Raw genomic sequence first — 23,343 nt, 5'->3', positions numbered from 1 at the left:
GCCACCAGCCGCCGGCAGGGCTATGCCCGTCAGCGAGGCAGCAATATGGCTCGCAGCTCCTCGACCGAGTGGCAGATCGCCTCGGCGCCCGCACGTTCATGCTCCCCAGGCGCGGCAGCGCCCGAATAGATGCCCACGCACGGCAGGCCGACTTCGTGGGCGCCTTCGACGTCGTTGAAGCGGTCGCCCACCATCACGGCGTCCTCAGGGCGGGCATGCAAGCCTGCGAGCGCGCCCCGAATCGAATCCGCCTTGGTCTCGCGCACGCCGTAGACGCGACCGCATACCACCTCAAACACATCGAGGTCGATGCCCCGCAGCATCTCAAGACAGCTCCGCTCCAAGCGCGAGGTCGCAACCGCGAGACGCCTGCCTGCAGACGTCAGGTCGCGCAGCAGCTCGACCATGCCCTCGGGCGGCGGATAGTCGCCAGGGTGCACCGTCTCGGCAAATATCTCACGATACCGGGCGACGAGGCAGTCCGCCTCCTCGCGCGACACGCCCATGGTCATCATGAAGCCCATCTCGATCGGCGGGCCGATGATGGGTGTGAGGTCGGGGATCTGCTCGTCCGTATACCCCGCGCTCCACAGGGTCTCTCGAGCGACGCGCAGCACCGCCGGCCCCGTGTCGACAACGGTCCCATCGAAATCGAAAAGCACCACCGGGCGCTCCGCAAGAGATGCGCCCGCCATGTTCGCCTCGTCCTCCACGCTCGAACCCTTTCCATACCTATGTCGCGACAGGAGCCATCATGTCCTGTGAGGGAAAACAAAAAACGGTCCGCCACCGCTTAGGTGACGGACCGTACAAAACACCAGAAGCTACAAGGCTACTCGGCGTCCTTCTCCTCGGGCTTGTCCAGCGGAGCAACCTCCACCTCGACGCCCAGCGTCTCGGCGGCGGACTTCATGGACAGGGAGATGCGACGACGGTCGAGGTCGATCTCCATGACCTTGACCTGCACCTTGGCGCCCACATGGGTGACCTGGCTGGGCTGGTCAACGTGCTTGTTAGCCATCTCGGAGATGTGCACGAGGCCCTCGATGCCCTCACCAAGGTCGACGAACGCGCCGAACGGCACGAGCTTGGTGACGGTGCCCTCGACGATGGCGCCCACGGGGTACTTCTTGACGAGCGTGCGCCACGGATCCTCGGTGGTCTGCTTGAGGCCAAGCGAGATGCGCTCGCGGTTCAGATCGACGTCGAGCACCTCGACCTCGACCTCCTGGCCGACCTTGACGACCTCGGAGGGGTGGTTGACGTGGTTCCAAGAGAGCTCGGAGATGTGGATGAGGCCGTCGATGCCGCCCAGGTCCACGAAGGCGCCGAAGTCCACGATGGAGGAAACGGTGCCCTTGAGGCGCATGCCGCTCTTGAGCTTGGAGAGGATCTCGGTGCGCTCGGCCTTGCGGGACTCTTCGAGCACCACGCGGCGGGAGAGCACGACGTTGTTGCGGTTGCGATCCATCTCGATGACGCGGGCCTCGATGCGGGTGCCCAGATAGCTGGTGAGGTCCTTGACGCGACGAAGGTCGACCAGGGACGCAGGCAGGAAGCCGCGCAGGCCGATGTCGAGGATGAGACCGCCCTTGACGACCTCGATGACCTCGCCCTCGACGTTCTCGCCGGAGTTGAACTTCTCCTCGATGCGGTTCCAAGCACGCTCGTACTCAGCACGCTTCTTGGAGAGCACCAGGCGACCGTCCTTGTCCTCCTTCTGAAGGACCAGGGCCTCGATGGGATCGCCCAGGGCAACGATGTCTGCAGGATTGGCGTCCTTGCGGATGGAAAGCTCGCGAACCGGGATGACGCCCTCGGACTTGAATCCGATGTCAACGAGGACTTCGTCCTTCTCGATCTTGACAACGGTGCCGTTGACCAGATCGCCCTCATCGAAGTCGGTGATCGTGCCGTCGATAAGGCTGTTCATCTCCTCATCGTTTACGTCGTCGAGGGAGAAGATGGACGAGTTCTGAATCTCACTCAAAGGTGGACCCCTTTCGAACTACGGGGCCCCGATTGCAAGGACCTGCAGTGAACGCGAGCGCCAAGATTGACATCCGCGCGCGCCGCCTGGAACAACTCGGGGGCCGACAGATACGTATGTGAAGCAGATGCATTCACGGTCTTATAGGGTACGAGGAATTCGGCCTGTTTTCAAGGTTGTCGACCGATTTTTTTACCAATGCCCCCGAAGCGGTCCCAACGAGCGGGATAGGCGGCGTACCTGCGCCGGCGAACGGCACGAGCGTCGCTCAAGGCGCCGCGCGAAGCCATCCCGAACGAAACATCTTGGAAACAAGCGCGGCAAAATGGGTAAGAATGAACAATTAGCCGTGCCGCCCTGTGACCGTCGCGGTGCCCGCCCCCGGCATCTGGCTTCCGACGAGCCGGCCTCGGGCACCGCGGCGACCCTTCGCGCCTCGCATCCGGACGCACGCCCCGAAAGGAGGGACGCCATGCTGAAAGCTGTCGTATTCGACATGGATGACACACTGCTCGACATCAACCTGAGCGCGTTCATCGCGGTCTACGCCATGGACATGGCGCGCCTGCTTGCCGACATCGCGCGGAAAAGCCCGCTCTCCATGCTCGCAACCGTGACCGGCGCCATGCTCGAGCTCAACAACAACGAGCGCCCCGATGACGACCTGCGCACCAACGGCGAATTCTTCGCGCGCAGCATCGAGTCGCGCTGCGGCGTGCCGCTCGACGACCCCGTGGTCGCCGACGCCTTTGAGTTCTACGAGCGAGAGGTCCTCCCCCGCCGCAACGACGCCATCATCGCCGCCCGCCCCCGCGCGGGCGCCCACGAGGCGATCGACCTGCTCGTGTCACGCGGCATCCGCGTGGCGCTGCTCACCAACCCGAGCTTCAGCCGCGCGTGCATCGAGTGCCGCATGGGCTGGGGAGACCTGCTGGACATGCCGTTCGACGTGGTGACCACCATGGAGAACAGCACCCGCTGCAAGCCTTCGGAGCGGTATTATCGCGAAAACCTCGACAGGCTGGGATGCTCCCCCGAAGAGGCCCTCATGGTGGGCAACGACCCCAAGCGCGACTTCTGCTCGCCGGACATCGGACTCCAGACCGCCTTTGTCGGCCGCGGCAACCCCGTCCGCGCGACCTGGTCAGGCTCCATGGCAGATTTTGCCGCGAGCTTCAACGAAATCGAGGAGCGTTTCTACGAGCGCCAGGAGCGCGACCTGCTCGATATCGTGCAAGACACCGCCGGGCATCGATAGCCGAGGGCGCGCCGCAACACGCGTCCAACGCATCATCAGGACACGTCGCCCACGATACGTCGGCGCGGGGCGCCCAGGGGACGCCCCTTTTGACCAGAAGGCCTCCTCGGCACGCGGGGCATACCCAGATGGGACATATATCGACCATCCAGGCCGCACAGGCGCAAAGTTCATACCCAGAGGGGGCCAGATTGACCACGAGCGGCGCCTGCCGCAGCTCGCAACAGCCCTCCGCGCAAGGCGCCGAGAAGCTACACCCGCGTCTTGCCGATCATCACGTTCAAGATCTCGACATCGGTGGGGTGCATGCCAACGCGGCCGACGTATCCCATGCTCGCGATGGTCTCCTCCACGGTCTCCTGGACAAGGCCCTCGCCCGCACGGAAGCTCCTGCCCACCATGGCCATGTTGTGCCCCAGAATGGCGGCATCCACCGCAGCCGAGATCTTTGCGGCGCAGCTCGACTTGGCGCCGTCGCACACGATGCCGCCCACGTTGCCCAGCGTGTTCACCACGGTGGCGCCCACCTGCTCCGGCGTGCCGCCCGCCATCCATGTGATGGCCGCGCCGGCGCCGCAGGCGGCGCACACCACGCCGCAGAACGCCGAGAGCGCTCCGATGTAGCTCTTCACATGCACCGCGACAAGATTCGAGAGCGCGAGCGCGCGCAGCAGCCCCTCGTGGGACACGCCGAACTTGTGGGCGTATTCAACCACCGGCATGCACGCCGTGATGCCCTGGTTTCCCGAGCCGCAGACGATGACGACGGGCATGGAGCACCCGTTCATGCGCGCATCCGAACCGGCCGCGGCGCGGGCACGCGCGCGGCAGGCGACGTCGTCATAGCGGCTGGCGAGCAGGGTCTTGCCCACCTGGGCGCCCCAGGGATTGGTCAGGCCCTCTTCAGAGATGGCGCTGTTGAGACGAATCTGGCGCTCGAGCGCCTCGCGCGCGGCGTCGATGTCCCCCGTGCGCGCAAACTCCATGATGCCGTCGAGGGTCAACGCCACGTCCTGCTCATGCGACGCGTCGGCGGCGTCCATGCAGCCTTGGGCGGCCGCGACGGAACCCTCCTGCGCCACGCCGTCGAGGGCGCGCAGGACGACGTTGGTGTGATGATCGGCGATGACCACCTCTGCGGCGTGCCCGCCGGCCGTGGCAACGACGCGAATATACAGGTTGGGGACGCCCTCGGCGAGCGACACCTCGCATGCGTCGGCGGCAAGGAGCTCGTGGGTGCGGGCGAGGTCGCGCTCCCCCACCGACTCGAGCACCTCGAGGGCGCTCGAGGCGTCGCCGCCCACGGCGCCGAGCAGCGCTGCGGCCTCGATGCCGTGCATGCCGCCCGAATTGGGAACGGTCACGCTCTTGACGTTCTTGATGATGTTCCCCGAACAGTCGACCTTGAGGTGAGTCGGCTCCGCGCCGAGCGTTTCGCGCGCAAGCGCCGCGGCATACGCGACGGCGATGGGTTCGGTGCAGCCAAGGGCGCACACGAGCTCGCGATTAAGGATGTCGCAGTACAGGCGGTCGCGAGAGGCGGCGTCGAGCGGAGCGGAGGTACTCACGGAATTCTCCTTTATATAGGTGTGTTATAGATACCGCTCAATTGTATGCGCAACCAAAGACTCGTGCATCTCCGCACTCGAAACCGGCGCAAACGCCATGTTCGGATACCACGCGTGCATGATGCGCACAAATGTGCCGCGACATGCGGCGGCGCCCCGCCGGCCCCCAGAAGGCGTCCGGCAGAGCGCCGCAGTGCATCTATCTCGCCCGCAGCCGGGCTGCCCCGGCGTGGACCCGGGACGCGTGCCGGACCTCTTAGGCGCCGTGCCCCATCTCGACAACCGGAGACAGCAGCGCCATAGAGGACTCGTCCACCAGATAGCGCGCCTGCGCCCGCTTGAGCTGGTCGGCGACGGCAGACGGAGCGGTGCCGCCCTCGGTCGTGCGCGCCGCCACGATCGCATCGATGTCGAGGGCGCCGGTGATATCGCGCCGGAACAGCTCGCTTGCCTCTTGGAACGCCTCGAACGGCAGCTCGGAGATGTCGCAGCCGCGCTTCTCGGCCTCAAGGACCAGGTGGCCCACCACAGCGTGCGCCTCGCGGAACGGCATGCCGCGCTTGGCCAGATAATCGGCCACGTCGGTCGCGGCGAGATGCCCGCGGTGCATGACGGCGCGCATGCGGTCGGCATGCACCGTCCACGTCGACACCATCCCCGTCATCACCGACAGGCACTGCATGAGCGTATGGGCGGCGTCGAGCGCGCCCTCCTTGTCCTCCTGCATGTCCTTGTTGTAGGCGAGCGGCAGGCCTTTGAGCGTCACGAGAAGCTGCGTGAGGTCGCCCACCACGCGGCCGGTCTTTCCACGGATCAGCTCGGCGAAGTCGGGGTTCTTCTTCTGCGGCATGATCGACGATCCGGTGGAATAGGAGTCGGAAAGCGTGATGAAGCCAAACTCCTGCGAGCTCCACAGCACGATCTCCTCCGAGAGCCGCGAGAGGTGCACCGCCATGACGGCGCAGGCATACTCGAGGTCGAGCAGGAAGTCGCGATCAGACACGGCGTCGAGTGAGTTATCGATCACGCTCGAGAAGCCGAGCGTCTCGGCCGTCATGCGCCGATCGAGCGGATAGGTGGTGCCCGCCAGCGCAGCCGCGCCGAGCGGGGACGCGTCCGACGCGTCAAACGCGGAGCGGAGCCTGCCGAAATCGCGCGTGAACATCCAGACATAGGCGAGCAGGTGGTGCGAGAGCAGCACCGGCTGGGCATGCTGCAGGTGCGTCATGCCCGGCAGCACCGTGGCGCCCGCCTTGTCCGCCTCGACCAGAAGCGCCCGGCGCAGGCCGAGATTCGCCTGCATGAGGTCGCGGGCGAGCGCCTTGGCAGCGAGCCGTGTATCGGTCGCCACCTGGTCGTTGCGCGAGCGGCCCGTGTGAAGGCGGCCGCCCGCCTCGCCGATGCGACGCGTGAGCTCGCTCTCCACCGCCATGTGGATGTCCTCGTCATTGATATCAAAGACGAATGTGCCGGCGTCGATGTCGGCCTCGATGCCCTCGAGGCCCTCGCGGATGGCGCGCTCGTCCTCATGCGAGATGATGCCCTGGGCGGCAAGCATGGCGGCATGCGCCTTCGAACCGGCAATGTCTTGCCTATAGAGCGCCTTGTCCACGGGCAGCGACGCGCCAAACTCCTGCGTCACCTCGGCGACGCCCTGCTCGAACCTGCCTCCCCAGAGCGCCATTTAGCAGACCCCCTCGGCGAGACCGACCGCGAACCGCTTCACCGAAGTCTTCACGCCGCCGCGGTGCAGCAGCGCCTGGAGGCTCACGGCGTCGTACGTCGCGCGCGTGGCGCAGCCAACGAACGCCGCGACATTCGTCCGCGGGCCGCACGAGGAGCACCACTCCTTGAGCGTGGATGGGGTCGTGCACATGAGCTCGATATCGTATTCGGGCGCGAGGGACGCCAGGCATGAGGTGATGGACATGGGAGAACTCCAAACGGCTTGGGAGGCGCCTCCGGCGAGTCGCTTCCGGAGGCGCGAGAACACACAGAACGGCTTGGGCGGCGCGCCCGCCCGCGGCGACAAGGCGGCGTGGCGGGCGATGGCATGCCGGGTGCCGACAGGGACGCAGGGGCGCCGCAAGGCGCGGGCAGGTGCCTACGCCAGGCCCTTGGCGGCATCGGACGTGGGACCCTGCATCTTGGCCCACGTCTTGAGAGAGAGGGTCTCGATCTGGATGAAGCCCTCGGCGGCCTTCTCGTCAAAGGTGGTGTCGCGGTCGTAGGTCGCCAGGCCGAAGTCGTAGAGCGAGCAGGGGCTCTTGCGGCCCATGACGGTGCAATGTCCCTTGAAGAACTTGACGCGCACCGTACCGGTCACGAACTTCTGGGTCTCGGCCATAAAGGCGTCGAGCGCCTTCTTGAGCGGGCTGAACCACTGCCCGTTGTAGACGCAGGTGGCCCAGGTCTGCTCCAGATAGAGCTTCTGGTGCAGCACGTCGCGCTCAAGCGTGAGGTCCTCGAGCGCCTTGTGGGCGTTGATGAGGGTGAGGGCGGCAGGCACCTCGTAGCACTCGCGGGACTTCAGGCCCACCATGCGGTTCTCCATGAGGTCGAGGCGTCCGTAGCCGTTGTCGCCGGCGATGTGGTTGAGCTTCTCGACGAGGGCCGCCAGGGGCATCTTCTCGCCATCGAGCGCGACCGGCTTGCCCCCCTCGAAGTCGATGTCGACATAGGTGGGCACGTCAGGGGTCTCCTCGGGGTCCTTGGTCATGACCCACACGTCGTGCGGGGGCTCGTTCCAGGGATCCTCGAGCACGCCGCACTCGATGGCGCGGCCCCACAGGTTGTCGTCGATGGAGTAGGGGTTGTCGTTTGCGCCCTCGGGAACCGGAACGCCGTGCTCGTGCGCATAGGCGACCTCGTCGGGACGGCACTTGAGGTCCCACTCGCGAACCGGGGCGATGACCTCGAGCTCGGGGTCGAGCGTCAAGATGGAAGCCTCGAAACGCACCTGGTCGTTGCCCTTGCCGGTGCAGCCGTGCGCCACGTACTTGGCACCATACTGGTGCGCCACGTCGACGAGCTTGGCAGCAAGCAGAGGACGCGAAAGAGCCGAAAGCAGCGGGTACTTGTTCTCGTACATGGAGTTTGCAGCGATGGCACGGGTGAGGTACTCGTCGGCATACTCGTCTTTCAGCTCGAGCACGTGGCAATCGATGACGCCGAGGTCAAGCGCCTTTTGCTTCTTGTAGTCAAGGCCGTGGATCTCCTGGCCGACGTTGCCCAGCACGCAGATGACGTCGAGGCCCTTCTCCTCTTGGAGCCACTTGATGCAGACGGAGGTGTCCAGGCCGCCAGAATACGCGAGTACGACTTTTTCCTTGCTCATGGGAGTTCCCTTCGAATCATGAACGTACAGATGGAACCGGATGAGCTCGCCTAAAGAGTGCTTGCGCTGCGCATACGCGAATATCGAGTTGTCCTTATGACAATTCCCAAAACGGACCACGCACGTGAAACCATGGCCCCCAAGGGAGGAACACCCGACGCACCTATCGACGAACTCTGCTGAGGGTCAAACCCTCACGCGAACAGAGACGACAGGCTATCGTCGTCGGGAAATAGCACGCTGGCGTCGGATGGCAGCCGCAAGGGCGTTCTGGCTGGGAAGGATGGCGACGGTCGCCATGCCCTCGTATGTAGCCATCTCAAAGCCCACGTTGCTCTCCATACAAACGTCAGTCCGTGCAATACCAAACCTGCGAACGGCATCCAAACGTCGATAAACGGAAGCCGTTTCAGGTTGGTCGCTATCATACGCTAAAGTGCGCGCAGAACAAGCGAGATTCACAATATTTCTTCTCTGTTACGTATTTTGTAGCATCTCGCCTTGCTGCGCCGCGCGCAGCATCCCCATACAGGGTGTCAGCGCTTCTTGTGTTGGCTTTGCTGAATTCGGCAAACGACCGCAGACGACCCGGCGCTTTCCGTACAATACCGCCGAATCTTCGAATACGAGAAAGGGGTTTCATGCTGGACTTCACCCAGGATCCCAACCTTGGCTCCATCAGGCTCATCGCGTGCGACATGGACAACACGCTGCTGGCGGATGACAAATCCCAGCCCGAAGGCATGGCCGAGCTCATCGACGAGCTGCGCGCCGCCGACGTCATCTTCTGCCCGGCAAGCGGCAGGCCCGCGCCCACCCTCCAGATGATGTTTCCCGAGCACCGGCATGACATGGCGTTTTGCGCCGACAACGGCGCATCGATCGTCTACCGCGGCGACTACGTCTACAAAGACCTCATCGACCCCGCCGTCTACCACGAGCTTGTCCGCGCCACGATCGAGGAGGGCTCGGGCATCCCGGTGCTGTGCGCCTTCGACGAGGCCTATGTCCTCGCCAGCGGACACCCCTATCACGACGCGCTCAGCGTGTACTACAAGGTGATCAACTACGTTGACTCCTTCGACGACATCGACGTCGAGTCCAACAAGTACACCATCTATTTCCCGAACCGCAACAGCCAGCAGGCGAGCGAGGAGGTCTTCGGCCCCGCCTTCGGAGACAAGCTGTGCGTGGCGGGCGCCGGCGTCGAGTGGCTCGACTTCATGAACAAGGGCGTCAACAAGGGCTCCGGCCTACACCACCTGTGCGAGCAGCTGGGCGTCGACATCGCCGACACCGCCGCCATCGGCGACACCTACAACGATATCGAGATGCTTGAGGCCGCGGGCCACAGCTTCGTGGTCGCCAACGCCGAGGAGCACATGCGCGCCCATGCGCAATACCTGCTTCCCAGCAACAACGACCGCGGCGTCGCCGCGCTCATCCGCGCCATCCTCGCGGCGAAGGAGCGCTAAGGCAGGCAGCAAGCAAGACAAAGCATTGCAGGGGGCGGGCGCGTCGATAGTTCACGACGCGCCCGCCCCTATCGTTTGGGCAGGTGCGCCACATCGCCCCGAGGGACGTCGCTACTTCGCGTCGGCCCAGGTCTCGCCGCAAGAAGCCTCGGCGATGAGCGGCACCGAGAGCTCGACCACGCCCTCCATGGTCTCACGCACCATGGCGACCAGGCGGTCGACCTCGTCCACCGGGCACTCGAAGTCAAGCTCGTCGTGCACCTGCAAGATCATGCGCGCGCGGAAGCCCTCGTCGCGCAGGCGCCTGGCAACGCGCACCATGGCGATCTTGATGATGTCTGCCGCCGTGCCCTGCATGGGATGGTTCATGGCGGTGCGCTCGCCAAAGGAGCGCTGGGCGGGGTTGCGCATCTTGAGCTCGGGAATGGGGCGGCGCCTGCCAAAGAGCGTCTCCGCGTATCCGTTGCGCTTGGCCTCCGCCACCGTGTTGTCGAGATAGGTGCGCACGCCGGGATACGCCTCGAAGTAGCGGTCGATCATCTCGCGCGCCTCGGCCATGGGAATGTCGAGCGACTGCGAGAGGCCGTAGGCCTGCTGGCCGTACACGATCCCGAAGTTCACCGCCTTGGCGCGGCTTCGAAGCTCGCGCGTGACCTGATCGACCGGCACGCCGAACACGCGCGCCGCGGTCTCGGCATGGAAGTCCTCCCCTTCGTTGAAGGCCCGGATGAGATGCTCGTCGCCCGACAGATGCGCAAGCAGCCTCAGCTCGATTTGCGAGTAGTCGACCGCCACGAAGACGGCGCCCTCCCCTGCCGAAAAGGCGGTCTTGACCGTGTGGCCGAGCTCGGAGCGCGTGGGGATGTTCTGCAGGTTGGGATTAGAGCTCGAGAGGCGCCCCGTTGCGGTGATGGTCTGGTTGTAGGTGGTGTGCACGCGGCCGTCGCCATAGCTCTGGGCAAGAGGGCCCAAGGTGTCCAGATAGGTGCTCTTGATCTTGGTCTTCTCGCGATACTCCAGAATGAGCCGCACGATCTCGTAATCGCGAGCAAGCTCCTCAAGCACGCGGGCGTTGGTGGAGTAGTAGCCGCGCTGGGTCTTCTTCAGGCCCTTGGTCGGCAAGCCCATGACATCGAAGAGGATATGCGAGAGCTGCATCGGGCTCGCGATGTTGAAGGAGTCGTCGCCCGCAAGCCCGCGGATGCGAGACGCGAGCTCGTCGATCTCGCCAGACAGCTTCTCGGACATAGCGGCGAGACGCTCGGGGTCGACGAGCATGCCGGTGCGCTCCATCGCGGCGAGCACGGAGACGAGCGGCATCTCGATCTGGCTGAACACAGGCTCGGCGCCAGCGGACTCGAGCGCATTCGAAAGCGGCTCCACAACGCCTCTCGCCACGACCGCAGACAGGGCAGCGGCAGCGGGCGCGCCCGAGGGCGCGTCGTCAGCTCCGGCGGCAAGGGGGAGCGCGACGTGCAGGTAGGTGTCGGCCAGATATGCGTCGTCGAAGCTCGAGCGAACAGAGTCGAGCAGGTAGGCGGCGACGACCGTATCGAACAGCCCCTCCACAGGCACCGCCAGCGGGTCGAGCGCCTGCGGCTTTGAAGAGTCTGCCGGCGAAAGCTCGTGAAGCAGCGCCTTGATATCGGGAGACGCGACCTTTCCCTCGAGCAGCAAGCGGGTCAGGCACCCCGCGATCACGCCCCGCGAGCAATCGAAGCCATCCGTGGCAACAGGGCACGCGCCGCTGCCATCGGGCTCCTCGATCGCGACGACCGCCTGGGACGTCGCCGCCCACAGCGTGTGCGTGAGGCCGAACAGCGCGCCCGACTCCTTGTCGTCGTCTACGCATACGCCCAGCCACTCGCCCTGCGAAAGCGCGCGGTCAAGCTCCGCCAACGCCTCGGCCATGCCCTCACCCGTCGCGGCGGCGGCACGAAGGATCTGGGGAACCTCGAGTGTCGAGGGCTCGTCGACCACCGAGCCCTCGCCGTCGATAAGTGCGAGGAAGCGGTTCTGCATGGCCATGATGCCGAGCTTGCCCAGGGCGTCCGAGACGGCGCGCGCGTCGAACGCGGGAAAATGCGTCCCCTCGAAGTCGAGCTCGACCGGGGCATTGGTCTGGATGGTGGCAACCCTGCGGCTCACCAGGGCGTCGTCGATATGCGCGCGCAGGTTCTCGCCCATCTTGCCCTTGACCTCGTCGGCGTGCGCGATCACTTCGTCGAGAGAGCCGTACTGCGCAATGAGGGCGCTCGCCTTCTTGGGACCGATGCCCGGCACGCCCGGGATGTTGTCGGACGAGTCGCCCTTCAGCCCATAGAAGTCGGGCACGAGCTCGGGGGTGATGCCATGATAGAGGTCCTCGACGCTCTCGGGCGTCATGATCTGCACGTCCGAGAGGCCCTTCTTGGTGCCCACGACGCGCACGTGGTCGGTCGTGAGCTGATACATGTCGCGGTCGCCGGTGATGAGATACATGTCGCAGCCCGCCTGCTCGCCGGCGCGGGCGACCGTGCCCAGGATGTCGTCGCCCTCCCATCCCTCGGCTTCCAAAATGGGCACCGAGATGGCTCCGAGCAGCTCTTTGATCATGGGGAACTGCTGGCGCAGGTCGGGATCCATGGGCGGACGCTGCGCCTTGTACTGCGGGAGCATCTCCATGCGCACGCGCGGCTTGCCACGGTCGAAGGCGACCGCCACGCCATCCGGATGAAAGGCGTCAATCATCTTGAGGAACATGTTGAGGAAGCCGAACACGGCATTCGTGGGACGGCCGTCCGGAGCGTTCATGGTGGGCGGAACGGCATGGAACGCGCGATGCATGAGCGAATTGCCGTCGACGACGGCAAAGGTGCGGCGCGCGGAAGGGTTCTCGAGAGTGCTGACGGGGGTCTCGGACATGAGGTTCCTCTCTCTATCGAAGTGCTCTACCCAGTCTACCCCATCGCGCGGATACGCATTGCCCCCAAGGAACGGGCATGCCGGGGGGGTCCGTCCGCTTCCTTGCGTTTTACTTAACCGAGCCCGCGCGGAGGGTAGGCGGTATAGGTCTATGGGAAACGGGTAAGCGGGTTGCAACTACGTAGGGTGACGCACCGTCAACAGGATACCTCCCGTTCTCTCTCGCCGCCCAGAATCGAGGTCCCATGGCCCGCCCCATCCGTCGCCTTGCCGCCATCGTCCTTGCCCTCGGCATGGCCGCCACGCTCTTCCTTGCCGCCGGTGCACCTGCGTCGGCACGGCCAGGCCCATCGAACACGACCCGAAGCGGCGCCCCTGCCGCCGACGACTCTCAAGATGAGAGCGGCTCCGCGATAGCGGGCGTGACCAAGCTTGCAGATCCGGACACCTCTTCGACCTGGCGGGACTTTCTCGGCGCGGGGGAGCAGGATGGATCCTACAGCACGGCGAACGCCGGTCGCATCTGGGTCGATGGCTCGGTCTATTCCGATGAGGCATCCGCTGATGCGGCAGGCATGGCCGCAGGCTCCTTCAAAGACCCCGAAAACGACTTCCTCGTGAGCATCTCCGCCATCGCGCAGGCCGCATCCATCCACCAGCAAGACGGAGGGGGGCACGATGTGGTGTTCGTCGTGAGCCTGAACGGCGTGCTCGGCAGCATGACCTATGCCGAACGCCCCTATGCGGACTATGTGGTCTCCGCCCTGAACAGCGCCATCGGGCGCCTCATGGCAGAAAACGACGCGGGCGCCAAGCCCACGCGCGTCGCGGTTATCGGATACTCCTCAGAGACGACCGTCCTCATGCCGCTCGCCACCTACCGGCCCGCCGCCGACGGCACCTATCTGAGCTACGACGCCTCGGAGCACGCCGTCAACGTGACGGCAAACGTAGCCGACGGCAGCGCAGCAGCGACGGCAGACGCCCGGCTCAAGAGCGGGTCGTATCTGCAGCGCGGCATCTACCTCGCCGGAGACATGCTTTCTCGGGCGGGAGCCGCGGGCGCCCAGGGCCGCTCGCCCGAACTCATCGTCATGGGCGTGGAGAACCCGCCCATGGCAAACACCGACATCGAGAAGCCGCCCGCCTACACGGGGAACCTGGAAGGCTTCCTGGGCCCGCTCCCCAATGCGCACGAAACCGGCTATGGAACCGATAGCATGTTTGCCACCATGCTCACCATGCGCCTGGTGCAGCAGCGTGTGGACGATGCCTACGCGCAGGGCGGGGATCAGCTCACCATCTATACGACCGGCATCGACACCACCGACGCGGTCGCCTACCTGCTCGACACCGCAGAGGGCCAGGCTGCGCGCGACCTCACGGCGACGGTCGGGGGGAGCCCTGTGGACCTTAAGGAGAACCTTGCGCAAGCCGCCCGCGCCTATGCCCGGGCGACAGGGCAAGACGACCCCACCGTGACGCTTGAGCTCTTTGGGTCGGGCGGGTCGGGCATCGTGGCAGAGCCCGTCAAGCTGCCGGCAATCAAAGGCATTCTCGACGAGGGCGACCCCGCGACCTTGAGCTGCGTGCACCGCTACTATTCATCGCGCAGCGCATCGGCGGTGAACTGGGCGTTCGCATCCGCCCTCGACGAGATGTTTGACGTCCGCTATACCTCTCCCGTCGATGCCGACGACGCGCTTGCCGGAGGCGCCCGCATAGAGGCGCATAGCGCGGTGGGCACGGGCATGGAGGTCGCATCGATAGCGGGCGTCCAATATGGCGACACCCTGCTCACCGGCTCGCTCGCCGCACAGGCAATCGAGAGAAGCCTGAAGGACCCGGGCGACCTTTCGGGCGCGACGCACGAGTTCGACTACCTGATCAAGAGCATCAACGAGCGCTATCACCTGGGCTACGACGCGTACAAGCTGTTCTATGATGCCATGGAGGACGGGCAGGTTTCCTACGACCCGGCAAGCGGCGCGTTCTCGAACCGCGTTTCGTGGTACATCGACGCCGACCACCGTATGGTCGCGGGCGACAACGGCCTTCCCTACCGCTTCGCCTCGCAGCGCGAGATCGACGCCGTCACGACGGGCTCCGCCGACGCCCAGGCCCAGCAGAGCATCGAACAGGCCCGGGCGGCAGGGGCGAGGGCGGTGTGCGAGACCTATCTCTATATCGGCAACCTGCCCAATTTCTACACCGGCGGCGACGTCGCGCTCTACGACTTCTATATCGCCGTCGAAACCGACCTCGACACGCGGGACCAGACCGTCTACCTCTCGATTCCCTCTGACGCCGTGCCCGCCCTGCGCACCGATGTCACGCTTCGCGCCAACGGGGATGCGAGCATGTCGATCGATGGCGCGCAGGGCCTGAGCCCGCTGCGCTTCGTCTTCGAGGTTGCCCCGCGCAAGGAGCTAGATGACGCGATCGAGCGCGTACGCAGCGGAGAGGCGACGACGCGCGGAGACGTCGAGGCGGCGCTGGGAGCTGCCGGGTATGAAGACGCCACGGGCAGCCTTGCCGCGACGGCCCTTTTGGTCGAAGGCGCCGGCAGCGGCGCGCAGGCCAAGACCATAGTCACCGGCGCCGCGGCAAGCGGCAACAGCGCCTACGTGCTCGCACAGGACCAGCCGCTCTATACCGTCGCCTCGGGGGCGCAGCCGCCCTCCGGAACCCTTCCCGATCCGGGCGACCTCACGCCGCTCACGCGCGCGCCGCGTGCAGGCGAGACGCTCTACTATATGACGACCGCCTATCGAGCCACCTTTGCAGACGGCAGCGGGACCGCTTCAGCCGAAGCATACAGCGCGGTGCATCCCTACCAGGTAGCCGAAGAGGAGAACCCCTCCTGGCATATCGGAGACGACGGCAGCTACGAGCTCGACGCGGGGACGCCGGCAAGCTCGAGCGAGACGGCGACCGTGCAGACGGCGAAGACGGCGAATGCGACGGGCACGGCGACGTACAGCCAGTCGCTCACCGGAGCGCGAACGGACGGGAGGCTCGTGCTCTCAGCCGCACTCGGCAACGACGGGTCATATCGCTTTGAGACGGAGCAGAAGGAGCCCGAACCCGGCGAGCCAGGCACAGAAGACCCCGATCCGGAGGAGCCGGAAACCCCTGGCCCGGAGGAGCCGGGAACCGAGGACCCCGACCCCGATACGCCCGAGACGCCCGACCCGGAGAAACCGGGCACGGATGACCCAGACCCGGAAACCCCGGACCCGGAGACCCCCGACCCGGAGGAGCCAGACCCAGAGGAGCCCGAGACGCCCGACCCGGAGGAACCTGAAAGCCCGGATCCGGAAGGACCGGACGATCCAGACCCCTCTACCCCGCTCGACCCCGACGAGGGAACCGGGAGCGACCCCGGCGATCAACCCCCGTCTACCGAAACGGGAACAGGCACGGGAAGCTCCGCACATGACGACGAAGACGCGCCGGGCACGTCCGAGACGCTCGCCGGCACGGGCGATTCCAGCGGATCCGCACTCGCCGCCATGCTCGGAATCGCGGGCGTCACGGCATGCGCCGCGGGCATCGTGCTGCACCTGCGCCGCAAATAGGCGGCGACCAGCTCAGGCGGCGCGACGATCCCGGCAGGGAGCCTCGCCCGCAAGAGCTGCCAGCCGCCCCGCGTTTACAGGGCGGCCCAAGGCCGCGCACAAGACGCCTCGACCTTGGGCCGCCCTTCAAGCGCCCGCGCGACTGGGGGTTCGATAGCGCACGTTGCCTCATGCCCGCGTATCGCTGGCATGATGTCGACGGTTTTGCCGAAGATGACCTCGCGCGCCTCGAGTCGTTCCTGCGTGACAACGCCCCCCTCATCTTCGAGTTCGCAAGCGACCCCGAGAGCGGATGGAGAGCAGCCTGATGCCCACCATCCTCACGCTCGGACGCTACGCCCTGTTCTTCTGGCTGGGCGAATCCGACGAGCCGGTCCACATTCACGTTGCGGTTCGCAGACCCGTTGAGCACGCTACCAAGTTCTGGCAGCGGGAGAGCCGGTTGCCGTCATGGAAAACGACGAGCGAGTGTTGGTCGCTATGTCTGCTGGAGCGTTTAACGAGATTAACGAGGTAATTCGTCGCTTCGGCCTGCGAGAAGCCGATCACAAGACAGCGTGGAGGCGCGCTGCAGTCCATGTTTCGCAAACTCAAGCCAAACTTCTTAGTCCACCCTCGTGATGGTGACGGGGCTGTAGGTCTTGAAAAGCTCTCCGAGGATAGAGAGGGCATCATCCGTTCCAACATCAAGCAATGTGAAACGGGCATCCAAAGAGCTTCCTTATTCTATCCATCGCGTGAGACGATGGGGCTTCACGCATGGAGCCCCTCGCGGGTTTGCGAGGGGCTCCGTGAGGTCACGACCGATGCGACGGGCTACGCGGCAAGACGCTTGAGCACGTCGACGAGCAGCTGGTAGAAGCGCTCGATGGAATCGATGGGGGCATGCTCGTCGGGGGTGTGCACGTCGTAGAGCGACGGGCCCACGGCGATGGCATCGAGACCGGGCAGCGCCTCGGCGAACAGGCCGCACTCAAGACCGGCATGGATGGACTCGATGCGCAGCTCGGTGCCGAACAGCTCGCGATAACTCTCGCAGAACACGTCGCGAATCGCGGAGTGCGGAGCATAGCTCCAGCCGGGATACTCGTTCTCAAAGGCGGCGTCAAAGCCAAAGGTGTCGGCGAGCACCTGGATGCGGTCCTTGACATCCTCCTGCAGCGAGGTGATGGAGGAGCGCGGCGAGAGGAGCATCCACACGCGGTCGTCCTCGGTCACGAGAACGCCCAGGTTGGAGGATACCTCGACGGCGCCGTCGGCAGCCACGTTGCGGCGCATCACGCCGTTGGGGGCAAGGCGGATCGCGCCGATGACGGCACGGGCATCCGCGTCGGAGAGCACATCGGCCTCGACGCCATCCGCGACGGTGGAGGCGCAGGAGAACTTGGGATCGAACTCCTCGAGCTCCTGGGCGATGTCGGCGGCGACCGCCTCGACGATGACCGCGGCGTCGCGGGCGGCATCCGAATCGGGATACAGCAGGACCGCGGTGTTCTCGCGCGTGATGGCGTTGTCCTTGGTGCCTCCGTCGATGGACACGAGCCTGCCCGACGTCTTGGCAAGCAGGCGGCAGACGATGCGCGCCATGAGGAGGTTGGCGTTGCCGCGCTCCAGATGGATGTCGCTGCCGGAATGGCCGCCGAGCAGCCCCGAGATCTCGATGGTGAGCGTCGAGCCCGCGGCGTGCTCGCGCTCCACGGGGCGGACAAGACGGGCGACGACGCCGCCGGCGCAGCTCACCGTGGCCACGCCCTCTTCCTCGGAGTCGAGGTTGATCATGGTGCGGGCGGAGATCTGCGACTTGTCGAGCGTCTCGGCGCCCACGAGTCCGGTCTCCTCGTCAGTGGTGAACACGCATTCCAAGGCGGGATGCTCGAGCACGTCGTCATCGAGGAGCGTCATCATGAACGCCACGGCGACGCCGTTGTCGGCGCCGAGCGTCGTGCCGTTCGCGCGGATCACGCCGTCCTCGACAACGATGTCGATGCCGTCGCGCTCGAAGTCATGCTCGACGCCGGCCAGCTTGTCGCACACCATATCGATATGGCCCTGCAGCATCACGGGCGCCTTGCCTTCGGCGCCGGCGCTCGCGGGCTTCTTGATGATGACGTTGTACACCTCGTCCTGATACACCTCTAGCCCACGCTCGCGCGCGAAGGCGACCAGAAAATCGCTGATGCCCTTCTCGTTGCCCGACCCGCGCGGAATGGCGCTGATGTCTTCGAAGAAGTGGAAGAACCGCTCGGGCTCATGGCCGACAATCTTGTATTCCATGCAAACCTCCTTGGGAAGCACCGCTCACAACGAAACGCACACACGGACGTCCGTCCGAGCGCATCCTATAACCTACCATGATGGCAGAATGCGTTGTGCCGCGCAGCCTCGATGCGGCAGACGGCGCGAGGACGGCGTAATGCGGCAGATGATATGCAGAATTAATCCGATTCTATACAGATTCTGCACATGTGGCGAAATCGTCGCACCCGAGCCGGACGGTGCCTGAAGGCCTACTCCCAGCCCTTCCAGACGTCCGGGGCATAGCCGACCGTTGCCTGCCTGCCGTTGCGCACGATAGGCTCGCGCAGCACCTGCTGGTTCTCGAGCAGCTTCTCGAAGCGCTGGCTCTCGACCAGATGCTGCACGAGAGCGAGCGTGTCTTGGTCCTTCGCCTTCTCGTCCAGCAGGGCGTCGAGGCCGCCCACGGCGCGCGCCACGCTCTGAAGCTCGCCTTTGCTCAGGCCCTTTTCGCGCAGGTCTACAAACTGAAACGGAATGCGGCGCTCCTTGAAGTAGCGCTGGGCTTTCTTGGTGTCGAAACTCTTCTTGGTTCCAAAGACCTGGATGTTCATACGGCTCCCCATCGTCTTGTGGGCAGGCGGAAAGACCGTCGCCCAGCCCGCCTGCGCTGAACTGTCTGGACAGCATGATACCGGGCTTCGGCGCCATCTCGCCCGCGCGGGAGAAAAGAAGCGGCGCCTCTGGTACCATGGCGCCGCAAAGATGTACATCGAGCGAGCGGCATCGGGCGCGCCTCAAGGCAGCGCCCTCGCCCGAGGAGGGAGGTGGGCCGTGGCTGCCAACGATTATCGCGCGCGCCTGCTTGCCTCCCTGGACCGCCGCGGGCTCCTTGCCCCCGCTGACGCCGCCGGCGCGGCGCCCATGACGATCTACGGGCAGCCCGCCTGGCGCCCGATTCCGCCCGGGCACGAGCCCCAGCCGCTGATGGAGGGCACGCGGCGCCAGCGGGACCTCGTGGTGAGCGCACACGCCACCCCTCCAACCGCTCCCGACCAATGCGCCGCATGGGTGGAACTTGTCTTTGCCCGGCTGGGCATCGGCCGCGTCACCGGCGATGCCTCGGGCCTCTACCACAGCTGGTGCCATGAGGCAGACACCCGCGGCCTCCTTGTGGGCATGATCGTGGCGACCCCGTCCCATCCCTATGGGTGCGGCGGCAGATCCTGGGGGCACGTAGGGCTCTACGCGGGCGACGGGTCTGTCATGCACTGCAACGACGGCAAGGTGCTCACCGCCCCGCTCGAACTCTGGATTTCCGCCTACGGCGTCATGGCGGAGCCACGCTGGGGATGGCTCGGCGGCATCGCGCTCGACTAAGCCCCGCTCGCGCGCCGCCGAGCCTCCTAGAGCACCTGATGCCGCCTGAACGAGGCGGCGGCAAGGGGCGCCATCGCCACCGACAGGACGATATATGCCGCGACGACCATCCCGACGAGGTCCACCACGACCGGCCCCACGGGATAGGAGTTCATCGCAGAAAACAGCGCGTCGAAGTTGGTGAATCCCAGCGGGAAGAGGGCGAGCACATGGGCGAGCGCCCCGATGCCCGCAGAGGGCACCATGCCCGTCAAGAACGCAAGCACCACGTCTGCCACGAAGACCGAGAGCGTCGAGCGCGTACGTGAAGAGAGCGCGAGCGTGAGGCAGGTGAACCCCATGCAAGCAAGGTACATGAGTCCGACCGAGATGAGCGCCGCCTGGCCGGCAGACAAGGCATACGGGCACGAAAGCGAGATGTTTTGTATCGAAAGCCAGAAGCCGTCAGGCCCGAAGAACACCAGCGAGAAGCCGACGACGATCGCCGCCGCCATGGCGAAGTACGCCGTCGCATAGAGCAGCGCCGCCACCACCTTTGCCGCCACGAGTTTTGAGCGGCCGTATCTGGTGGAGAGCACCACCGCGTCGGCGCCCGACTGGTACTCGAATGAGAACACCGGGGCGACGGTCACGCAGATCGACAGGATCGCGAACACCAAGAACGCCACGCAGCTGATGATATTGGACCATCCCCCTACATAGCCGTAGGAAAGCGGCCGCTCGACCGACGCCTGCATGTCGGTCCAATAGGAGCGCTCGGCATCCGAGTACGCCCACGTGCCGCCCTGTCCGTCGTCCAGATTGCTCTCCGTCATCTGCGCGACGGCGCCGTACCAGTCGGCAGCCATCTCGGGCGTCACCCGCGCAGCGGTCTGGGCGGGCTCCTCCCCTGCGATGCGCCAAGGCGCAAGCAGCGTGCTCCAATACGAATTGTAGAGCTCATAGACCTCTTCGGTGTCAAAGGCCTCGAACATAAGGTCATACACCGCGGCGCCGGTCATGCCGCCCACCGCCTCGCGGTCGATGCGCTCAAAGAGCCGCTCCTGATAGGAGGCTATGTCCGAGGCGACCCGCCCGGGATCGAGCGTGCCCGCATGCGCGTCGTCGTTCTCCTTGACCTGTGCGATGGCGTCGGGCCCAGGGAGTATGTTGCCCTGGGCGTCGGTCGTCTGCGTCTGGACCACGTTGAGCGTCATGATCGCAGCCATGAACACCAAGACCCCCAGGTTGACCGCCGCGGCGACACGCCTGGTGAGCATCTTTTTCAACTCGAATACGACAAGGCTAGCCATGGCGGTCCTCCTTGAAATGCACGCCCGCGGCGAGCGCCGGGCCAGGTTCGCGGAACACATACAGGTAGAGGTCCTCGAGCGTGGGCGCCACCGAGACAGACCCGGCGAGCTCGGGGGCGTCGGCGACGTAGCGAACGCACGCCGCGCCGCCATCCAGATAGTGGATGTTGCTTGCCGTGAGCCTGCCCTCAAGACGCTCCGCCTCGCGCGCGGGAAGCGTCGCCTCCCACACCTTGCCCTCCGCCTCGGATACCAGGTGCGCCGGAGAACCCGAGAGCACGATCGCGCCGCCGCGCATGACGAGGATCCTGTCGGCGATGTACTCGACATCTGAAACGATGTGCGTCGAAAGCAGCACGATCTTGTCTTGCGCAAGGCTCGCGATGAGGTTGCGGAAGCGCACGCGCTCCTTGGGGTCGAGTCCCGCCGTGGGCTCGTCGAGCACGAGCACCTCGGGGTCGTTGAGCACCGCCTGCGCGATGCCGAGGCGCTGGCGCATGCCGCCCGAGAACGTGCGGATGCGGCGCCGCTCCTCGCCGGCAAGCCCCACCTGATCGAGCAGGCGGAGCGAGCGGGCGCGCGCGTCATGCCTCCCGATGCCCTTGAGCGCCGCCATGTATTCCATGAAGTCGAGCGCCGTGAACTCGGGATAGTAGCCGAAGTCCTGGGGAAGGTACCCCAGAAGCGAGCGGTAGGCATCGCCCAGATGCGAGATCGGCACGCCGTCGTAGGAGACCTCTCCCCCGGTCGGGCGAAGCACGCCGCAGATCATGCGCATGAGCGTGGTCTTTCCCGCGCCGTTGGCGCCGAGCAGGCCATACACCCCCGCAGAGAGCGCGGCGCTTACGCGGTCGACCGCAATCTTTGGACCAAACTTCCTGGTCAGACGGTCAAGCTGGAGTTCCATACACACCATCCTCTTTTCAGTTGACATCAAGCAGGACTTGGGGCGACGCCGATATCCCTGCGGCTGCGCGCAGCCACCGGCGCCCTTCAATGCAGGCGAACACGCCGGCGGACGCGGCGGCGCCCAGCCAGATGGCCCCGGACGTGGCACCGAATGCCTCAGGGAGCGCCAGATACAGCCCGAGGCACGCCGCAAACACCAGCGCCGCGCTCGCCATCGCGCCCACGGTCGCGTCGGAGCTCGACACCCGGCGCGCGACGGCGAGGCCCGATGCGACGGCGAGCAGATACGGCGCGCCGATCTGGGCCGCCATCAACCAGAGCGAGTAGCCGGATGCCACCAGGCCCGAAACTACAACGATAAGGAGAGCGTCGATGCAGCCGAGCACCACCAGGCGGGCACAGGCGACCGACTGGGCGTTGACCGCGCACGACGCCTCAAGCTCCGCCATGGAGCAGGAGCGCGAGCGCGTCGCCTCCGAAAGGGATGCAAGGGCGAGCACGGCGGCAAGCGCTCCGGCCAGCAGCCCGTATGAAACGCCCGCCCCAGCCGCCGCAAACGCCGCCAGCACCACGACGAGATGCAGCGCCCAGCACATGGCTCCCATATACCGGACCTGCACCGCGGCGACATGTGGCCATCCCGGCCAGGCAGGCCGCGCCGCCTGTGCCGCAAGCGCCGCCACGAGTCGCTCCCGAGAACCCATCGGCTCGTCCGTCGCCAGCGATTCATCCACATGGTGGAAATGGCTCCGCAATGAGGCTTCCAGCGCCTGCCTCTCACTTCGTCTCATCGACGCCCTCCTTCCCGAGACCGCCCCGCGCGTGCTGGAGCTGCCCCCGAAGCGCTTCTAGACCGGCCGAGATGGTTCGCGAAGCGGAGAACCGGCTTATCCCCATCACGCGCGCGACCTCGGCAACCCCCAGCCCCTGGCCGTATCGGAGCTCGACGGCCTCACGCTGGGCACGCGGAAGCGAGGCGAGGGCGCGGGCGACATCATGCTCGCCGTCGTTCTCACCCGGCTCATCACGACCGTCGCTGACCGTCTCGGGAAGCTCGTCCCAGCCCTTCGCCTGCGCACGCAGCATGTCGATGCAGACGTTGCGCGCGATGGCTATCAGGTAGGCGCCCGCCTGCCCCCGCTCTCGATAGCCCCCAGAGGCACGGACAAACCGCAGAAAGGCCTCCTGGGCGGCATCCTCGGCAAAGCCCGACGGCGCATGGCGCCGGCAATATCGGACAACGTCCGCGTAGTGTTCTTCGACCAGACGCTCCGCATCTGCCTGACTGCGAGAAAACAACGGCACCCCGCATCACCTCCCTCTAACCCTACTAACGGGAGGCGGAAGTGAAATGTGCGGTCGAAAGGAAAAAACTTTGAAGCACCTGAAATCTGCACGCCGCAAACCGGCATGG

General features: G+C 65.6%; 18 protein-coding genes. 5 read left to right on the top strand and 13 right to left on the bottom strand.

Going from position 1 to position 23,343, the window contains the following annotated elements:
• Positions 1-29: 29 nt before the first annotated feature.
• Both H6A15_RS02890 and rpsA read right to left on the bottom strand, forming a co-directional pair.
• Positions 30-695 carry an HAD family hydrolase gene (locus H6A15_RS02890; RefSeq protein ID WP_204672190.1) on the bottom strand — a complete coding sequence of 222 codons (666 nt, stop codon included), beginning with the start codon at positions 693-695 and terminating at the stop codon, positions 30-32.
• 137 nt (positions 696-832) lie between these two features.
• Positions 833-1,990 carry a 30S ribosomal protein S1 gene (gene rpsA / locus H6A15_RS02885; protein WP_204672189.1) on the bottom strand — a complete coding sequence of 386 codons (1,158 nt, stop codon included), beginning with the start codon at positions 1,988-1,990 and terminating at the stop codon, positions 833-835.
• 472 nt (positions 1,991-2,462) lie between these two features.
• Between rpsA and H6A15_RS02880 the strand changes: the two genes are divergently transcribed.
• Positions 2,463-3,248, top strand: coding sequence for an HAD family hydrolase (locus H6A15_RS02880; protein WP_204672188.1), 786 nt, complete (start codon positions 2,463-2,465; stop codon positions 3,246-3,248).
• 251 nt (positions 3,249-3,499) lie between these two features.
• Here H6A15_RS02880 and H6A15_RS02875 read toward each other — a convergent pair whose 3' ends face one another.
• The 4 genes from H6A15_RS02875 to H6A15_RS02860 form a co-directional block, all read right to left on the bottom strand.
• Positions 3,500-4,816, bottom strand: a complete 1,317-nt coding sequence (locus H6A15_RS02875; RefSeq protein ID WP_204672187.1) for an L-serine ammonia-lyase, iron-sulfur-dependent, subunit alpha — start codon at positions 4,814-4,816, stop codon at positions 3,500-3,502.
• 256 nt (positions 4,817-5,072) lie between these two features.
• On the bottom strand, positions 5,073-6,500 hold the full coding sequence (gene argH / locus H6A15_RS02870) for an argininosuccinate lyase (RefSeq protein ID WP_204672186.1): 1,428 nt from the start codon (positions 6,498-6,500) through the stop codon (positions 5,073-5,075).
• Positions 6,501-6,746, bottom strand: a complete 246-nt coding sequence (locus H6A15_RS02865) for a hypothetical protein (RefSeq protein ID WP_204672185.1) — start codon at positions 6,744-6,746, stop codon at positions 6,501-6,503. It abuts the gene before it with no gap.
• A gap of 174 nt (positions 6,747-6,920) precedes the next feature.
• Positions 6,921-8,153, bottom strand: a complete 1,233-nt coding sequence (locus tag H6A15_RS02860; protein ID WP_204672184.1) for an argininosuccinate synthase — start codon at positions 8,151-8,153, stop codon at positions 6,921-6,923.
• Between the two features lie 641 nt (positions 8,154-8,794).
• Between H6A15_RS02860 and H6A15_RS02855 the strand changes: the two genes are divergently transcribed.
• On the top strand, positions 8,795-9,628 hold the full coding sequence (locus H6A15_RS02855; RefSeq protein WP_204672183.1) for an HAD family hydrolase: 834 nt from the start codon (positions 8,795-8,797) through the stop codon (positions 9,626-9,628).
• 111 nt (positions 9,629-9,739) lie between these two features.
• Here H6A15_RS02855 and polA read toward each other — a convergent pair whose 3' ends face one another.
• Entirely contained in the window at positions 9,740-12,532 is a 2,793-nt protein-coding gene (polA, locus tag H6A15_RS02850; protein WP_204672182.1) for a DNA polymerase I, read from the bottom strand.
• A gap of 245 nt (positions 12,533-12,777) precedes the next feature.
• Here polA and H6A15_RS02845 point away from each other — a divergent pair, with 245 nt between their 5' ends.
• Positions 12,778-16,113, top strand: a complete 3,336-nt coding sequence (locus tag H6A15_RS02845) for a vWA domain-containing protein (protein WP_204672181.1) — start codon at positions 12,778-12,780, stop codon at positions 16,111-16,113.
• Positions 16,114-16,283: 170 nt separating this feature from the next.
• On the top strand, positions 16,284-16,421 hold the full coding sequence (locus H6A15_RS02840) for a hypothetical protein (protein WP_204672180.1): 138 nt from the start codon (positions 16,284-16,286) through the stop codon (positions 16,419-16,421).
• Positions 16,422-16,929: 508 nt separating this feature from the next.
• Here the strand turns inward: H6A15_RS02840 and H6A15_RS02835 are convergent.
• On the bottom strand, positions 16,930-18,387 hold the full coding sequence (locus H6A15_RS02835) for an aminoacyl-histidine dipeptidase (RefSeq protein WP_204672179.1): 1,458 nt from the start codon (positions 18,385-18,387) through the stop codon (positions 16,930-16,932).
• Positions 18,388-18,620: 233 nt separating this feature from the next.
• The gene (locus H6A15_RS02830; RefSeq protein ID WP_204672178.1) at positions 18,621-18,962 is read right to left on the bottom strand and encodes an arsenate reductase family protein; all 342 of its coding nucleotides are present in this window, start codon (positions 18,960-18,962) and stop codon (positions 18,621-18,623) included.
• A gap of 220 nt (positions 18,963-19,182) precedes the next feature.
• Here H6A15_RS02830 and H6A15_RS02825 point away from each other — a divergent pair, with 220 nt between their 5' ends.
• On the top strand, positions 19,183-19,728 hold the full coding sequence (locus tag H6A15_RS02825; protein ID WP_204672177.1) for a hypothetical protein: 546 nt from the start codon (positions 19,183-19,185) through the stop codon (positions 19,726-19,728).
• 26 nt (positions 19,729-19,754) lie between these two features.
• Here the strand turns inward: H6A15_RS02825 and H6A15_RS02820 are convergent, their stop codons facing one another.
• From H6A15_RS02820 to H6A15_RS02805, 4 genes are read right to left on the bottom strand one after another with little or no spacing between them, the layout of a single operon-like run.
• Positions 19,755-21,020 carry an ABC transporter permease gene (locus H6A15_RS02820; protein WP_204672176.1) on the bottom strand — a complete coding sequence of 422 codons (1,266 nt, stop codon included), beginning with the start codon at positions 21,018-21,020 and terminating at the stop codon, positions 19,755-19,757.
• The gene (locus tag H6A15_RS02815; RefSeq protein WP_204672175.1) at positions 21,013-21,927 is read right to left on the bottom strand and encodes an ABC transporter ATP-binding protein; all 915 of its coding nucleotides are present in this window, start codon (positions 21,925-21,927) and stop codon (positions 21,013-21,015) included. Before H6A15_RS02815 ends, H6A15_RS02820 begins: the two co-directional genes overlap by 8 nt.
• A gap of 16 nt (positions 21,928-21,943) precedes the next feature.
• The gene (locus H6A15_RS02810) at positions 21,944-22,720 is read right to left on the bottom strand and encodes a hypothetical protein (protein WP_204672174.1); all 777 of its coding nucleotides are present in this window, start codon (positions 22,718-22,720) and stop codon (positions 21,944-21,946) included.
• Positions 22,707-23,234, bottom strand: coding sequence for a sigma-70 family RNA polymerase sigma factor (locus H6A15_RS02805; RefSeq protein WP_342635798.1), 528 nt, complete (start codon positions 23,232-23,234; stop codon positions 22,707-22,709). Before H6A15_RS02805 ends, H6A15_RS02810 begins: the two co-directional genes overlap by 14 nt.
• Positions 23,235-23,343: the final 109 nt, after the last annotated feature.

It is taken from the genome of Enorma phocaeensis (assembly GCF_016901575.1).
GTDB classification, from domain to species: Bacteria; Actinomycetota; Coriobacteriia; order Coriobacteriales; family Coriobacteriaceae; genus Limicola; species Limicola phocaeensis_A.
Note: the sequence above shows the minus strand (reverse complement) of the source record. Positions and strands in the feature narration are given on the sequence as shown.